The sequence below is a fragment of the Hymenobacter daeguensis genome (assembly GCF_054780555.1).
The window spans coordinates 142157-156415 of record NZ_BAAGWC010000008.1 but is presented as its reverse complement, the minus strand read 5'-3'; the positions used below and the strand labels follow the sequence as shown (position 1 = coordinate 156415).

Genomic DNA, 14259 nt, shown 5'->3' with positions numbered 1-14259 from the left:
ACGAAACTCATCCCAGCATGCCGTTTTCTAAACGTTGATTTGTAGACGAGTTTCTTAAACTCGCCAGGGGCTGCAGTAGCTTGCAGGCCACCTATTCTAAACTATTACTAGTAGTTTAGGAAACCGAGCGTTACTTTCACAACCTGTCCTTTCCTTCCACATAAGACTGCTCGCTTATGCGGCTTCCGTTTTTCGGCACCTCGTTCCCCCACAGATTTGGATGGGGAATGTGCGGGTCGGTGTGGCTGCTCATGCTCAGCGGGGCCAGTGCGTGGGGCCAACGCTACCCCACGGCGCGGGTGCGGGCCACCGCCGACAGTGTGCTGCGGCAGCGATTGGGCCCGGCGCTGTATGCGCAAACCCGCTACGAGGCGAATACTTACTACTGCTACCGCAACTGGTTGGGTCAGGAAAAGACGCGGGTACTGGCGGCGCACCGCAACACCATTGGCCACTTTCTGCGGGTGGACGTGCGCTACGCCGCGCGCCTTTCCACCCGGGGCTGTCCGGCCGTGGACACGATTCGCGGCACGGCCTTCGTTGGTTTAGACGAGCACCTCCGCTTACGCGAAGCGCCCTACGTGGCCTTTATTCCCGATTTCATGTGGCAGCAGGCGCCCTGCGCGCTGCTCACGCGGGAGCAGGCGCTGGTTATTGGCCGCCAAGCGCCCCTGCAGCAGGGCCTGGAGTCCCCCACCGCGTCGCTCTCGTACGATAGGGCCACGAAAGCCTTTACATGGGAGGTATATAATTACCTTACCCGTCGCTCGGATTACACAAACCGGCCGACTGGAAACGTCGAGGTGGTAAAAATTGATGCCGCTACCGGTCGAATAGTCCATCATGGGACCCAGTGGTACGGGACCATTCGGTAGGCGACGAGCAAGCCAGTAAGGCAAGGCGTAGCGTTTAGGAAAAGGGTGGATTTAATTTCCGCTCTTCGCCGACGAAGATATGCAGTTAGTAGTGCTACGTTAAGAAAGGCTGCGCCCCGTGCCCGCCTTGTTGGAAAGGGCTTGCACGCCCCCAAAACCCATCCCCGCCTTGGTGGGCTGCACTCCCCGAAAACCAAAACCCGTCCCCGACAAGGCGGGAACGGGTTTTGGCATTTATAAAACGGCCCCCGACTTGTTGGGACCGGCTTGCATGCCGCGCGAAGGCGTTCCCGACAAGTTGGGGACGCCTACCGGGGCATCAGGCAGCCTCGCCCGACCCGGCGGGGGCCGCAGCGGCTTTAGCGGCTTTCTTTTGGGCCTTCCGGGAATGTTCGGCCTTCGAGAAATCGAAGAAGCTGTACACCCGGGCCGGGTCGTCGAAGGTGAGCTCGAGCTGGGCCTTGAGGCGGCGCTGGGCGCGGGCAATGGCGCGGCGGTCGTCGGCCAGGTCCAGGATGGCGTCGGCGATGGTGGCGTCCTGGGTGTCGCGGGTTTCGTCGGCGGCGGTCAGGGCCTGGTATCTGGCTTTGGCATCGGCTACCAGCGTGGGGTAGAGGGCGGCCTGATGGGCCTGGTAGAGGGCCGTGAGGGCTTTGGATTGGGTGATGAGCTCGGGCTGCGGCAGGGCGGCGAGCTTGCTCTTGCCAAAGCGCTTGAAGTCGGCGTACACGGGCAGCTTGCGCAGCTTGGGCGTCACGTAGTCCTTCATGGTGTCGTCCACGAATGCGAGCCACTCCTGACGGGCCAGCCGAAAGGCGGCGGTGCCGCCGCTGGTGGACTGGTTGCGGTCGGCCAGGTTCTCGTCGAAGCCGTTGAGGGCCGTTTCCAGGTCCTGGAGCAGGGGCGTGAAGGCCGCGCCGAGGGCGGCTTCCTGCACGGCGCGCAGGCTGTAGGCGGCCTGGGCTTTGTAGTCGGGCCGGGCCATACGCAGGGCCAGAAACAGGTTGTCGAAGTAGGTAGAATACGCTCCTTGCATAAAACGAAAAGGGGGGAAAGAATGCGCCGGACCATCCGGCACGAAACGGCGGGTAAGCCGGGCCGTAAGTGTACAACTTTTCTTCTAAATCCGCAGCATCCGCACCGTGGCCCGGCATTTGCCGTTAAAGGGCCATCCAACTTGTTTTCTTATGAAAAACGTGCATCTCCTCGCCGCCCTGCTGCTGGCCCTGCCGGCAGCGGCCGTGGCCCAAACCACTTCCAAAACCACGACGACCAAAACGACGACGCCCACCGGGACCGTTCCGCCCGGCATGCAGCAGCAAACCGAAGTGACCGAAGACCTCGACCCCGCCACGGGCAAGGTCATCCGGCGCACCACGCGCACCGTCAACGTGCCCATTGGCACGCCGGCCCCCGCCACCACCGGCACCACCGCCGATGACACCTACGACACCTCCGTGGCCGCCGCTTCCGATGCCCAGGTCACGGCCTTCCTGCGCCAGAAAACCACCGTGGGCACGCTTTCCAGCACCGGCCTGCTCAAAGCGTACGAGTATTTCATGGACCGCGTGCGCGCCGACCGCTCGGGCTGGAAACCGGCCGACTGGGCCAACGCCGCCGCCGTCCTCAGCAGCCTCAACGGCCGCTACCAGCAGCTGCGGACCTCTTTTTCGCTCGATGACAAGCTGACCATCCGCTCGCAGCAGGCCGAGTTCCAGGCCCTGCGCACGGCCAAGCAGATTTCGACCTCGGTGTCGGACAAGCTGTAGGCAGGCCGGCCCTACCAGAACGGTCATGCTGAGCGCAGTCGAAGCATCTCTCCCGCAAGAGTAAATAAATACTTCAGCGGGAGAGATGCTTCGACTGCGCTCAGCATGACCGTTCTTGTTTCCTTCCTATGGCCCCCAAACAACCCCAGCCAGCGGAATGGGGTATTACCCGCACCCCATCTCCCCTCCCCTGATGACCAAACACACCTATGACCTCGGCCTGATTGGCAACTGCGCCTTCCTCGGCCTCATCGGCACCGATACGGCCGTGCGCTGGCTCTGCTGGCCCCGTTTTGATAGCAGCTTCGTCTTCGGCTCGCTGCTCGACGACGACAAGGGCGGCGAATACAGCATCCGGTCCGCCGCCGGCGCCAGCTTCACCTCCAGCCAGCAGTACGAGCCCAACACCAACGTGCTGCGCACCGACATCACGACGGCCGACGGCCGCTACCGCGTGACGGATTTTGCCCCGCGCTTTGCCCAGTACGAGCGGTACTACAAGCCCCTCATGTTCATCCGGAAGGTGGAGCCGCTGGCCGGCACGCCCCGCGTGCGGGTGGCCTGCCGCCCCGTGGGCCAGTACGGCGAGCTTGAACTGACCCGCCGCCGCAGCTCCAACCACATTGCCTTTCTGGGCCTGGAAGAGGAAATCCGCCTCACCACCAACATCCCGCTCACCTACATTCTCGACGAGGAAGACTTCGTGCTGAACGAAACCAAGTACCTCGTCCTCACCTACGGCGCGCCCCTCGAAGCCCCGCTGGAGGCCACGGCCGAGCGGTTTTTGCGCGATACCGAGGACTACTGGCGCCGCTGGGTGAAGAGCACCAGCATCGGCAGCTTCCACCAGGGCGCGGTCATCCGGTCGGCGCTGGCCCTCAAGATTCATCAGTACGAAGACACCGGGGCCATCATCGCGGCCACCACCACCAGCCTGCCCGAAGCCCCCGGCAGCACCCGCAACTGGGACTACCGCTACTGCTGGATGCGCGACACGTTCTACATCCTCACGGCCTTCAACAGCATCGGCCACTTCGAGGAGATGGAGCGGTATTTCCACTTCATTGCCAACATCAGCACCAAGGTCACCGACAAGTACCAGCCGCTCTACAGCATCAGCGGCCGGGCCGATTTGGTGGAGATTGAGCTGCCGCTGGCCGGCTACCTCGGCAACCAGCCCGTGCGCATCGGCAACGATGCCTACACCCACATCCAGAACGACGTGTACGGCCAGGTGCTGGTGGCCCTGCTGCCGCTCTACGTCGATGCCCGCTTCGTGTACCCCACCCACATGCCGCCCGAAAAGCTGGCCTCCGAAGCCCTGCATTTCATGGAAACCACCCTCGACCAGCCCGACGCCGGCCTCTGGGAGTTCCGCCACATTGCCCAGCGGCATTGCTACACTTTCCTGTTTCATTGGGCCGGCGGCCACGCGGCCCGGCAGGTGGCCCGCCGCCTCGGCAACGCCGAGATGGAAGCCCGCGCCACCCGCCTCATTGAAGCCGCCACCGACCGCATCGAGCAGTGCTACGACCCCGTGCGCGGCGCCTACACCAACGCCATCGGCTCCGACAACCTCGACGCCAGCACGCTCCAGCTCATCCTCATGGGCTACCTCGACGGCAACTCCGAGAAAGCCAAAAAGCACCTCATCGAGCTGGAAAAGGAGCTCAAAACCCCCGAGGGCCTCTTCTACCGCTACCGCCACCCCGACGACTTCGGCACGCCCGAAACCACCTTCCTCATCTGCTCCTTCTGGTACGTGGAAGCCCTGGCCTGCGTCGGCCGCCTCGACGAAGCCACCACCGAGTTCGAAAAGCTCACCAAATACACCAACCACCTCGGCCTCCTCTCCGAAGACGTGGACGCCAAAACCGGCTCGCAGTGGGGCAACTTCCCCCAAGCCTACAGCCACGTCGGCATGGTGAATGCCGCCTACCGCATCGCCCAGCGGCGGGATAAGCCGCACTTTGTGGGGTAAGCGGAAGCAAAAGCAAGAAAGCACGTCATGCTGAGCGCTACGCTCAGCATGACGTGCTGCTTTTATCCTTGTCACGAAATGGATGGCGACGATGTCGTAGGGTGCGGGGCTTGCCCCCGCCCACCATTTGGGCCCCACCCAACGATGCCGGGCAACGGCGGGCGGGGGCAGGCCCCGCACCCTACAGCGTGACGAGACAATGGCGTAGGGTGCGTGGCTTGCCCCCGCCCGCCATTTGTGGCCCACCCAACGATGCCGAACAACGGCGGGCGGGGGCAGGCCCCGCACCCTACAGCGCGACGGGGATAATAATGCTGTACTGCGCTACACAATCAGCTTCCGCAGCAAGTCCCGCACCTCCTTCGGCGAGCTCACATGGAACCGCGCCGACGAGTGCGCCGCCTCCCCTACCCGCACGGTAAAGGCCTCGGGCGGCAAGGCCCGGAAGGTGTCCTCATCGGTGCGGTCGTCGCCCAGGGCCAGGATAAAATCGGGGTTGTACTGGCCCAACAGGCGGGCAGCGGCCGTGCCTTTGTTGATGCCGGCATTTTTGATTTCCAGCACCTTGTTGCCCTCCATCACCTGCAGGTCGGTATTCGACGTCATGAACGTGAGGTGGTTGAGCAGCTCACGGGTGCGCACGGCGCCCAGCTCCTCATCCACGCGGCGGTAGTGCCACACCAGCGAGTAATCCTTCTCCTCGATGAAAGCGCCGGCGGTGCGGGCCACGTATAGCTCCAGCACCGGCAGCAGCTCGCGCTTCCAGTCGTTGCGCAGGGCCTGGAAGAGGCTCCACTCATCGCCGGCCGCGCGCACCCACACGCCGTGCTCGGCAATAAAATCGATGGGCAGGTCGCCCAGCCACTTTTCCAGCGTCTGCCGGTCGCGCCCGCTGATGATGACCACGCGGTTCTGCGGGTTATCGGAGAGGGCGCGCAGCAGCAGGCGCAGCTCCTGGTCGGGCTGGGCGCGCTGCGGGTTGGGGTGGAAGTTTACCAGCGTGCCATCGTAGTCGAGCAGCAGCAGGCGCTGCTTGGCGGCCTGATAGGCTTCCAGCATCTGGCCGGCGGGCGCAGTTGTGAGGGTTTCGGTGGCCAGGGTTTGCTGCTTCATTTTGGTATAGGCCAGCTGGTTGAGGAAAAGCTTGGTCCAGGAGAATACGTTGTAGCGCTTCACCAGCGCCTGCATGCTGGCCATGCGCTGCTGCTGCTCGTCTTCGGGCATCACCAGAGCCTCGTGCATGGCTTCGGCCAACTGATTAACGTCGGTGGGGTTGATGATGAGGGCATCGGACAGCTCGCGCGCCGCGCCGGCCCGCTCGCTGAGGATGAGCACGCCGCGCTGGTCGGCCTTGCTGGCAATGAATTCCTTGGCCACGAGGTTCATGCCGTCGCGCATGGGCGTCACCAGCGCCACCTCGGCCAGGCGGTAGAGCGAAGCCAGCTCCTCCAGCGGCAGCGAGCGGTAGAAGTAGTGAATCGGGTTCCAGGCAATGGTGCGGTAGGCTGCATTGATGCGCCCTACCAGCTCGTCAATTTCTACTTTCAAATCGGCGTACTGCGCCACCTGGTCGCGCGAGGGCACCACCAGCATAATCAAACTCACCTGCTCGCGCCACTCCGGGTAGCGCTGCAGCAGCAGCTCAAATGCCCGCAGGCGCTGGGCAATGCCCTTGGTGTAATCGAGTCTATCAATGGACAGAATCACGCGGGTATCGCGCAGGGCCTCGCGGTAGGTGGCCTCGTGCTGCCGGGCCTCGTCGGAGGCGGCGGCTTCGGCGTAGCGGTTGTAGTCGATGCCCATCGGGAAGGCATCGACGCGCACGGCGCGGTGGTCCACCTCAATCTGGCCATTGGTAGCCGGCAGCCCCAGCACCTGCGCCACCGAGCTCAGAAAATGCCGCATGTAGCCGAAGGTATGGAAGCCGATGAGGTCGGCCCCCAGCATGCCGCGCAGCAGCTCGGCCCGCCACGGCAGCACCCGAATCAGCTCATAGCTCGGAAACGGAATGTGCAGGAAGAAGCCAATCGTGGCTTCGGGCCGGGCCTTGCGCAGCAGCGCGGGCAGCAGCAGCAGTTGGTAGTCGTGCACCCAGATGGTGTCGTCGGGGCCGGTCTGGGCCAGCACGGCGTCGCAGAATTTCTCATTCACGGCCACGTAAGCTTCCCAGTGGGCCTGCTCGTAGGTGGCAAACTGCGCAAAGTAGTGGAAAGTGGGCCAGAGGGTGGAATTGCTGAATCCCTCGTAGAAATCCCGGATTTCGGCTTCGGTCAGAAACACCGGGGCCATGCTGTCGGCCTGCAGTTGCTCGGTAACGTACTGCTCTTCCTCCATATCCTGCACAAACAGTCCCGGCCAGCCCACCCACACGTTGCCATCGGCCCGGTAGATGGAGCCCAGACCCGTGGCCAGCCCGCCTTCGCTGGGCTGAAACGTGAGGCTCTCTTCGGAACGGATGACTTTAGTAGGCAGGCGGTTGGAGACGATTATCGTGCGGGACATAGGCAATGGGTAAGGTTCAGTAACCTCATGGTTTACGGTAGTTAACCAGTTTCAGCCCATATCCTCCCGCATTGCGCCAACATTAGCCGCGTCGGCTCGCTCAGCCAACGGCCGTTTTTCCGGCTTATTCCAGTGCCTGTGCCAAATCGGCCAACAGCTCTTCCACCGGCTCAATGCCCACGCTCAATCGCACCAGCCCTACGGTAATTCCCAGCGCGGCCCGCTGCGCATCTGTCAGGGCCCGGTGCGAGGTATAGAGCGGGCTTGAGCACGACGAGTCCACGCCCGCCAGCGAAGGCGCAAATGGAAACCGCTCGCTCCGCTGCATGAAGCGGTTCACCACGGCCGCATCGTCGGCCAGTCGCATCGACAGCATTCCGCCGAAGCGGCCCGCGCCCTGCGCCACCGCCAGCGCGTGCTGCGGGTGCGCGGCCAGGCCAGGATAATACACCGCCTGCACCGCCGGATGCGCTGCCAGAAACCCGGCAATCACCAGAGCGTTGTCGCTGTGGGCCGCCACGCGCAGGCGCATGGTTTTCATGCCGCGCACGCTCAGCCAGCTTTCCATCGGGCTCAGCGTCAGGCCAAACACCACGCCAATCTGGCGCAGGCGGGCCGCATCTTCGGGCGTGCGGGCCACTACCGCGCCGGCCGTCACGTCGGAATGGCCGGCCAGGTATTTGGTCACGCTGTGCAGCACGAGGTCGGCCCCGTAGCCCAGCGGCCGGGTGAGCACCGGCGTTGAAAAGGTATTGTCGACCACCAGCTTCAGGCCGTGGCGGTGGCATTCCTCAGCCGCCAAATGCAGGTCCACCACGCGCAGCAGCGGGTTGCTCATCGTTTCGCAGAGCAGCAGCCTGGAATTGGGCTGCACGTAGCCGGCAAGGTCATGCAGCTTTTCAAACGGCACGTAGCTCACCGCAATGCCCAGCCGCGACAGCTCCAGGTTCAGCAGCGCCGCCGAGCCGCCGTAGATGTCGGCCGCGCACAGCACGTGGTCGCCGGCCTGGCAATAGGTGAGCAGGGCCGCAAAAATGGCCGCCATGCCCGAGCCGGTGGCCACCGCGCCCGCGCCGCCTTCCCAGCGGTTCACGGCCTCGGCCAGCTCGTCGGAGTTGGGGTTGCCGTTGCGCGAGTACAGGTAGCGGCTGCCCGGTTCGTCGAAATACTGCTGCACCGCGTCGAGGTCCTCAAACTTGAAAACCGACGTTTGGTAGATGGGCGTGATTTTGGGCTGAATATTTGGATGGTCCATGAGCGCGGAAGCAAAGCGTGAACCGCAAAGGTCGCACTACTCCGCTTTGCTGGCCTCGGCCTGCGTGGCTTTGTGCAGGCGGTTCTCGCGCCGAAACACTTCCATCAGCACCAGGAAATACGACACCAGCAGCGGCCCCACCACCAGCCCGATGATTCCGAAAATCTCCACGCCCAGCACCAGCCCCACCAGCGTCACCAGCGGATGAATGTCGCCCATGCGCTTGGCCAGCAGGATGCGCAGCAGGTTATCCACATTGATAATCACGATGAAGCCCACCAGCAAAATTCCAATGGCCTGCCCGTTGTGCCCCTGCGAGAACTGATACAGCGCCGCCGGCCCCCACACCAACGGCGTGCCCAGCACTGGCAGAAACGCCATAAAAAACGCCACCACGCCCCAGAACAACGAGTCGGGCACCCCAAATATCCACAGCGTCAATCCGGTCAGAATGCTTTGCACCAATGCCACCACCACCTGGCCCAGCACGTTGGCATTCACGTTGTTTTTCAACGACTCGCCCAACTCAATCAGCGTTTCGTTTCGAAAGGGCAGGTAGCGGTGCAAGCCGAGCAAAAAGTACGTTTCCTGCATAAACAGGTAGTACATCGTGAACAGCATCAGGCCCACAATCACCAAAAAGTTGAGCGCGCTGCTGGCCAGCGTCGGCAGCCAGCTGCTCACTTTGGCCCCGCCTTGCAGCAGCAGTTGCCGCACGTTGAGCTGCTCCGAGATTTTGAACCCCACTGCTTTTTCCACCTTGTGCACGGCTTCCAGAATCTGGTCGGGGTTTTGCGCAAATGCAATGAGCCGGTCCAGCAGCAGCGAGCTGAGCGCATAGAATGGAATCACCAGCACCACCACCGTCACCAGCAAAATCCCTATCGTAACCAGCCGCCGGTTCCAGCGGCGCCGGTGCACCAGCGCCACCCACCACGGCCGAAAAACCACAAACAGGATGCCCGCCGCCAGAAAAGCCGTCAGGTATTGCGCCAGCCCAAACAACATCAGCCCCGCAAGCGCCAGAATGGAGCACACCAGCAGCACGTAGCGCTGCCGGGGCGTGTAAATATTTTCGACGGCCATAAAAGGGGTACGCGTCTCTTTCATGAGAATGGCAATAAGCACATAAAGGGTTTCAGGCTATACGGCAATGCCGGAGTTCCGCTGTCTGGCCGGCATAAAAAAAGCCGTTCCTGCTGAGCAGAAACGGCTTTTCTGTTGCGATTGACCAGCGACTAGGCCAACGCGCCTTCAGCCAGCACAATCACGTTGTTGCGCAGCACTTCCACCACGCCGCCTTCGATGCGAATAACCTCGCGGCCCGCGCCGCTGGTCAGCGTCACGTCGCCGGCCTTGAGCGCCGCAATGAGCGGCGCGTGGTTGTTCAGCACTTCAAACGAGCCATCGGCCCCCGGAAAATGGGCCGACGTTACTTCGCCTTCGAAGACCTTGCGGTCGGGGGTGATGATTTCTAGATGCATTTTCTGGAGTGTTAAATGTTGAGTTTTGAGAGTTGAGTTAATGGAGCATCCATTCAACCCTCAAAACTCAACACTTCTATTATTTCGCTTCGGCAATCAGGCGTTCGCCTTTGGCCACGGCATCCTCGATGTTGCCCACGAGGTTGAAAGCGGCCTCGGGCAGGTGGTCGTGCTTGCCGTCGATGATTTCGTTGAAGCCTTTGATGGTGTCTTTGATGTCAACCAGCACGCCTTTCAGACCCGTGAACTGCTCGGCTACGAAGAAGGGCTGCGACAGGAAGCGTTGCACGCGACGGGCGCGGTTTACCACCTGCTTGTCCTCCTCCGACAGTTCGTCCATGCCAAGAATGGCGATGATGTCCTGGAGTTCTTTGTAGCGCTGGAGCAGCTCTTTCACGCGCTGGGCGGTGTTGTAGTGCTCGGCACCCAGCACGTCGGCCGACAGAATGCGCGAGGTCGAGTCCAGCGGGTCAACGGCCGGGTAAATGCCCAGCTCGGCGATTTTGCGGCTCAGTACCGTCGTGGCGTCCAGGTGGGCAAACGTGTTGGCCGGGGCCGGGTCGGTCAAGTCATCGGCCGGCACATACACGGCCTGCACCGAGGTAATGGAACCGCGCTTGGTCGAGGTGATGCGCTCCTGCATGGCGCCCATTTCGGTGGCCAGCGTGGGCTGATACCCTACGGCCGACGGCATCCGGCCCAGCAGAGCCGATACTTCCGAACCCGCCTGCGTGAAGCGGAAAATGTTGTCGATAAAGAACAGAATGTCGCGGCCGGCACCGGTGCCGTCGCCATCGCGGAAGCTTTCGGCAATGGTCAGGCCCGACAGGGCCACGCGGGCGCGGGCTCCGGGGGGCTCGTTCATCTGGCCGAACACGAGGGTGGCCTGCGACTTCTCCATTTCGGCGAGGTCCACTTTCGAGAGGTCCCAGCCGCCTTCTTCCATCGAATGCTTGAAGGCGTCGCCGTAGCGGATGATGTTGGCTTCGATGAATTCGCGCAGCAGGTCGTTGCCCTCGCGGGTACGCTCGCCCACGCCGGCAAACACCGACAGCCCTTCGTAGGCCTTGGCCACGTTGTTGATAAGCTCCTGAATCAGCACGGTCTTGCCTACACCGGCACCACCGAACAGACCAATTTTACCACCCTTTACATAAGGAGCGAGCAGGTCGATAACCTTGATGCCGGTGAAGAATACTTCCGACGACGTAGCCAGGTCCTCGAACGCCGGAGCGTTGCGGTGGATGGGCAGGCGGGCGTCGCTTTTCGGCTGCTGGATGCCGTCGATGGCTTCGCCGATAACGTTGAACAGGCGGCCTTTCACGCCATCGCCGGTGGGCATCGAGATGGGCGCACCCATGTCGCGCACTTCGGCACCACGGGTCAGGCCTTCGGTCGAGTCCATGGCAATGGTCCGCACCCGGTCCTCGCCCAGGTGCTGCTGGCACTCCAGAATTACCACTTGGCCGTTGTCTTTCGTGACTTCGAGGGCGTCGAGGATGTTGGGCAGCTTCGTGTTTTCGCCCGCGAAGCTCACGTCAACGACGGGGCCGATGACCTGAGTGATTTTGCCGGTATTGGCCATTTGGTTGTATTTATGATGAAGTTGATGCTCTTTTCAGGCCGCAAAATTACGGTAGAAGGCTGGTTTTTCCAACCATAACGTTTGCACTGGGTTGCGCCGGTCAGAAGTTTTTCTCGCCGCATTACTCCATGAAAATCAGACACCAATCATCGTCAAGCACCTTTCCGGCCCATATCCGGGCGATTTTTCTCCAAAAATTTTTCAGCAAAAACTTGCGCTGAATTTTTCCAGTGGTACATTTGCACTCCCAAACGGCACGTAGCCGGCCGGGAAATTGTCCGATGGTGTAACTGGCAACACGCTTGATTTTGATTCAAGAAAGTCCAGGTTCGAGCCCTGGTCGGACAACGACAAAGCTCGAGTAAACGAAAGGCGCTGGCTTCTCCAACTTCCGGAGTGGTCAGCGCCTTTCGCTTTTTCCACTTTTCAATTTTCACCGGCCCCACCCCGCCGGGCCTTCTCCGCATCAACTCATTATTAGCACCTTCCCCTATGAAACAGGTCAAAATATTTGCCGGCAGCGCCTCCCGCGAGCTCGGCGAAAAAATAGCTGCGGCTTACGGCACCACCCTCGGCGACCTCACCCTCCAGCGCTTCGCCGACACCGAAATGGGGCCCAGCTTCAACGAAAGCGTGCGCGGCTGCGAGGTATTTCTCGTGCAAAGCACCTGCCCGCCCGCCGAGCACCTCATGGAGCTGATGCTGATGGTGGACGCCGCCAAGCGCGCCTCGGCCTATAAAGTCGTCATCGTGATGCCTTACATGGGCTATGCCCGCCAGGACCGCAAAGACAAGCCGCGCGTGAGCATCGGGGCCAAAGTGGTGGCCAACATCATTCAGAGCGTGGGCACCGACCGGCTGATGACCTGCGACCTGCACGCCGGCCAGATTCAGGGCTTCTTCGATATTCCGGTGGACCACCTCGACGGGGCTACCGTGACGGCCCCTTACATCAAGTCGCTCAACCTGAAAAACCTGATTTTCGCCTCGCCCGACGTGGGCGGCGTGGTGCGGACCCGCGCCTTCGCCAAGAAATTCGGAGCCGAAATTGTGGTCTGCGACAAGATGCGCCTGCGGGCCAACGAAATTGCCTCGATGCAGGTGATTGGGGACGTGAAGGGCATGGACGTGGTGTTTGTGGATGACATGGTGGACACGGCCGGCACCATCTGCAAGGCCGCCGACCTGGTGATGGAGCGCGGTGCCAACTCGGTGCGCGCCGTTATCACGCACCCGCTGCTGAGCGGCCCGGCCCACGAGCGCATCCGCGCCTCGGCCCTCACCGAGCTGATTACGACCGACACGATTCCGCTGCGCGAGCAGAACGATAAAATCCGGGTGATTTCGCTGGCGCCGCTGTTTGCCGCCGCCATTCGCAACGTGGTGACGCACGAGAGCATCAGCTCGCTGTTTGTGTAAGTCTTCTGTCATTGCGAGGCGAAGCCGAAGCAATCCGTTCTGTTTTCAGCAACTACCCTGATAAAGTAACAAGCCCCGGCCCTGCACAGGACCGGGGCTTTTTCACAGCTCCGGGCTGTTCATGTTGACGAGGACGGATTGCCTCGTTCCGCTACCCTTCACTTGCAACGACCATAAGGCAACTTTGGCACAATTTTGTAGAATAGTCCTTCCAACTGGAACCTTTTTCTGCAAACGTGATGAACAAGCTCTACACTTCCGCCCTGCTGCTGTTTGCGGCCTTACTGCTCAGCGCCTGCGCGTCGTCGGTTCACATTCGGGCGCTGGCGCCGGCGGCGGTGCCCATGCCGGCCAACCTGCAAAGCGTGGCCACGGCCAACCGCATTATTCCGGAATCGCGCCGCGACAAGTTTTTTGATGTGCTGGAAGGCGCTTTCACCGGCGAAGGCCTGGGCGTGGACCGCGCCGGGGCCGATGAGTGCGTGAACGTGGTGGGCCAGGCGCTGGCCAACAATAGCTACCGCTTCAAGGTGACGCAGGCGCAGCTGCAGCTGCTGGGGCGCAGCCGCGAGTTTTTTCTGCCACCGCTGGCTCCGCGCTACGTGCAGGATTTGTGCCGCCGCACCCAGGTTGATGGGCTGGTGGTGCTCGAAGCCTTCGACTCCGACATGGCCCTGAGCCACACCAACGGCACCCGCACCGTAAAAGACAAGGAGGGCAAGGAGCACCAGATTCCTACTGTGCACGTCGAAATGATAATGAAAGTGGTGACGGGCTTCCGCACCTACGGCGCGGCCCAGGGCTTCGTGCTCGACCAGGCCCGCCAGGAAGATCAGCTCGTGTTTACCGGCAACGCCGATAACTACCGCGATGCCCTGCGCCAGCTGCCGCCGCCCGAAGAGTGCATCCGGCGGGTGGCCCAGCGGGCCGGCGATGGCTACGCCCGTCGCATTGCCCCGTCCTACGTTGACCTGAACCGCGACTTCTTCACCTCGGCCAAGAAAGACGCGCTGATGAAACAGGCCGCCCAGCGAGCCGATGCCGGCGACTGGGCCGGGGCCGAAACCATCTGGCAGCAAGCCGCCCGCAACCTGCACCCCAAAATTGCCGGCCGCGCCTTCTACAACCTGGCCGTGGCCAGCGAGGTGAAGGGCGACCTGCCGGGCGCGATTGAATGGGCCAAGAAGTCGGCCTTCACCTGCAACAACGGCCAGGCCCGAAGCTACCTGCGCGTGCTCAACGACCGGCTGCAGGCGCAGGAAATCGTGCGCGAGCAGCTGAAGAGTGTGCCCACCATCAACTAACGCCGCGTTTTCGGCCGGCTGCCCGAGCCCCGTGGCCCGAGAGGCGCAACGGCAATTCTCGCTAAAGCACTGGTTTTTCAGCTGA

Annotated in this window: 11 protein-coding genes and 1 tRNA gene; 6 read left to right on the top strand and 6 right to left on the bottom strand. The window is 62.0% G+C overall.

What is annotated here, in order from left to right:
• Nucleotides 1–176 precede the first annotated feature (176 nt).
• Complete coding sequence (locus ACYVHT_RS11485; RefSeq protein WP_460551445.1) at nucleotides 177–875, top strand: hypothetical protein; 699 nt, start codon at nucleotides 177–179, stop codon at nucleotides 873–875.
• Nucleotides 876–1194: 319 nt separating this feature from the next.
• Here the strand turns inward: ACYVHT_RS11485 and ACYVHT_RS11480 are convergent, their stop codons facing one another.
• Nucleotides 1195–1911 (bottom strand): hypothetical protein, encoded by a 717-nt coding sequence (locus tag ACYVHT_RS11480; RefSeq protein ID WP_460551442.1) that lies wholly within the window; start codon nucleotides 1909–1911, stop codon nucleotides 1195–1197.
• A 151-nt stretch (nucleotides 1912–2062) separates the two neighbouring features.
• On the opposite strand from ACYVHT_RS11480, the gene ACYVHT_RS11475 reads away from it, so the two are divergent.
• Entirely contained in the window at nucleotides 2063–2644 is a 582-nt protein-coding gene (locus tag ACYVHT_RS11475) for a hypothetical protein (protein WP_460551440.1), read from the top strand.
• Nucleotides 2645–2837: 193 nt separating this feature from the next.
• Nucleotides 2838–4625, top strand: coding sequence for a glycoside hydrolase family 15 protein (locus ACYVHT_RS11470; RefSeq protein ID WP_460551437.1), 1788 nt, complete (start codon nucleotides 2838–2840; stop codon nucleotides 4623–4625).
• A gap of 324 nt (nucleotides 4626–4949) precedes the next feature.
• Here ACYVHT_RS11470 and ACYVHT_RS11465 read toward each other — a convergent pair whose 3' ends face one another.
• The 5 genes from ACYVHT_RS11465 to atpD all read right to left on the bottom strand — a co-directional run bounded on the left by ACYVHT_RS11465 (nucleotide 4950) and on the right by atpD (nucleotide 11451).
• Complete coding sequence (locus ACYVHT_RS11465; protein WP_460551434.1) at nucleotides 4950–7127, bottom strand: bifunctional alpha,alpha-trehalose-phosphate synthase (UDP-forming)/trehalose-phosphatase; 2178 nt, start codon at nucleotides 7125–7127, stop codon at nucleotides 4950–4952.
• A gap of 124 nt (nucleotides 7128–7251) precedes the next feature.
• Entirely contained in the window at nucleotides 7252–8382 is a 1131-nt protein-coding gene (locus ACYVHT_RS11460) for a trans-sulfuration enzyme family protein (RefSeq protein WP_460551431.1), read from the bottom strand.
• A 36-nt stretch (nucleotides 8383–8418) separates the two neighbouring features.
• The gene (locus tag ACYVHT_RS11455; protein WP_460551429.1) at nucleotides 8419–9492 is read right to left on the bottom strand and encodes an AI-2E family transporter; all 1074 of its coding nucleotides are present in this window, start codon (nucleotides 9490–9492) and stop codon (nucleotides 8419–8421) included.
• Between the two features lie 128 nt (nucleotides 9493–9620).
• Nucleotides 9621–9866, bottom strand: coding sequence for a F0F1 ATP synthase subunit epsilon (atpC, locus tag ACYVHT_RS11450; RefSeq protein ID WP_460551426.1), 246 nt, complete (start codon nucleotides 9864–9866; stop codon nucleotides 9621–9623).
• A 79-nt stretch (nucleotides 9867–9945) separates the two neighbouring features.
• Entirely contained in the window at nucleotides 9946–11451 is a 1506-nt protein-coding gene (atpD, locus tag ACYVHT_RS11445) for a F0F1 ATP synthase subunit beta (RefSeq protein ID WP_460551423.1), read from the bottom strand.
• 275 nt (nucleotides 11452–11726) lie between these two features.
• On the opposite strand from atpD, the gene ACYVHT_RS11440 reads away from it, so the two are divergent.
• The 3 genes from ACYVHT_RS11440 to ACYVHT_RS11430 all read left to right on the top strand — a co-directional run bounded on the left by ACYVHT_RS11440 (nucleotide 11727) and on the right by ACYVHT_RS11430 (nucleotide 14174).
• A tRNA-Gln gene (locus tag ACYVHT_RS11440) sits at nucleotides 11727–11799 on the top strand.
• Between the two features lie 144 nt (nucleotides 11800–11943).
• Entirely contained in the window at nucleotides 11944–12870 is a 927-nt protein-coding gene (locus ACYVHT_RS11435) for a ribose-phosphate pyrophosphokinase (RefSeq protein WP_460551420.1), read from the top strand.
• A gap of 239 nt (nucleotides 12871–13109) precedes the next feature.
• Nucleotides 13110–14174 carry a DUF6340 family protein gene (locus ACYVHT_RS11430; protein WP_460551417.1) on the top strand — a complete coding sequence of 355 codons (1065 nt, stop codon included), beginning with the start codon at nucleotides 13110–13112 and terminating at the stop codon, nucleotides 14172–14174.
• Nucleotides 14175–14259 lie beyond the last annotated feature (85 nt).